The following is a 1,499-nucleotide window of genomic DNA, read 5'->3' as shown; positions in this document are numbered from 1 at the left end:
GCGTCGGTTTGGCGGTTATCGATTTTGCGCAGCTCGGTAGCAATGTCCTGCAGGCTGGTGTCGCCCTTGCGCAGCACCTGATCTGCCCCGGACAGACGGTCACGCTCGGCTGCGGTGACGTCGCGAGCGCTTAACACTACTACCGGCACCTCGGTACAGCCGGGCAAATCCCGGAGCCGGTCGAGGAACGAGAACCCGTCCATCACTGGCATGGTCAGGTCGAGCAGCACGAGGCGTGGCACGCCGTGCCGGACCTGGTCGAGCGCCTCGCAGCCGTTCCCAGCCTCGCGGACGCTCCAGCCGTTGCGCTCAAGCACCGTCCGGAGCCGGTGGCGCATATCGGCATCGTCGTCGACCACGAGCACGTCGCCGTCCGCCGCCCGGAACTGGTCAAGGATCGTCCGGAGGCGCGCCCAGTCCACCGGCTTCGGTACCGCCTCGATGGCTCCGAGCGAGGCGCTCAGCGCCGCGTCGGCAACGAAGCTGACCATGACCACGGGGATGCCTGCAGTCTCCGGGTCTGCCTTCAGGGCGGCTAGCACCGACCAGCCGTCCATCTCGGGCATCATCACGTCGAGTAGGATCGCACGTGGCTTGAGCGACTTGGCGAGGTCGAGCCCGGTGCGCCCGTCCCCCGCAGTGCGGACAGCGAAGCGTTGGCGTTCGAGGAACCGGGTCATCAGTTCGCGTTGGGACGCCTCGTCGTCGATGACCAGCACGAGGTCGCCTACCGTCATCTGGTTCTCGGGAACCGCCGATGCCGCCGGTGCCGCCGCTACGGCCCGCTCTGGCGCCACGGCCGGGACGCGCAGGGTGAAGCTCGTTCCTTGACCCTCGACGCTGTCGACGGTGATGTCGCCACCGAGAAGCTGGGCAAAGGCGCGGCTTAGAGCCAGTCCGAGGCCGGTGCCGCCATAGTTGCGTGTGGTGCTCTCGTCGGCCTGAGTGAACCGCTCGAACAGGCGCCCAACCTGCTCCGGGCTCATACCGATGCCGGTATCCCGCACCGTGAACCGGAGCCAGTCGCCATCCACGTCGACCTCGCGGGCGGCACTCAACGTGATGGTGCCGCCCTCGGTAAACTTGGCCGCGTTCGAAAGCAGGTTGAACACGCACTGGCGCAGCTTGGTCGCGTCCGTGCGCGCCCGGCCTACGTCATCGGCCACGTCCAAGCCGAGGACGTTGCCCTTCTTGGCGACCAGCGCCTCCACCGTACCGGCGGCGTCCGTGACGAAGGCGGTGACGTCGATGTCCTCGGGATAGAGTTCCATCTTCTCGGCCTCGACCTTGGACAGGTCGAGCACGTCGTTGATCAGCCCGAGCAGGTGCTGGGCGTTCGACTTGATCTTGCCGAGATCCTTTAGGAGGCTGTCCTGGCCGAGTTCCTCCGCCTCCTCCTCCAGCATCTCCGAATAGCCGATCACCGCGGATAGCGGCGTGCGCAACTCGTGGCTCATGTTTGCCAGGAACCGGCTCTTCGCCCGGCTGTGCTCCTCGGC

General features: G+C 66.8%; 1 protein-coding gene. It reads right to left on the bottom strand.

Annotation, left to right across the window (positions count from 1 at the left end; translation table 11 throughout):
- Positions 1 to 1,457, bottom strand: a 1,457-nt coding sequence (locus tag FV227_RS28550; RefSeq protein WP_246688387.1) for a response regulator, incomplete at its 3' end; no start/stop codon positions are given.
- Between the last annotated feature and the right edge of the window lie 42 nt (positions 1,458 to 1,499).

Origin of the sequence: Methylobacterium sp. WL119, assembly GCF_008039875.1 — a bacterium.
Taxonomy (GTDB): Bacteria; Pseudomonadota; Alphaproteobacteria; order Rhizobiales; family Beijerinckiaceae; genus Methylobacterium.
This window is presented reverse-complemented; position numbering and strand designations above follow the sequence as displayed.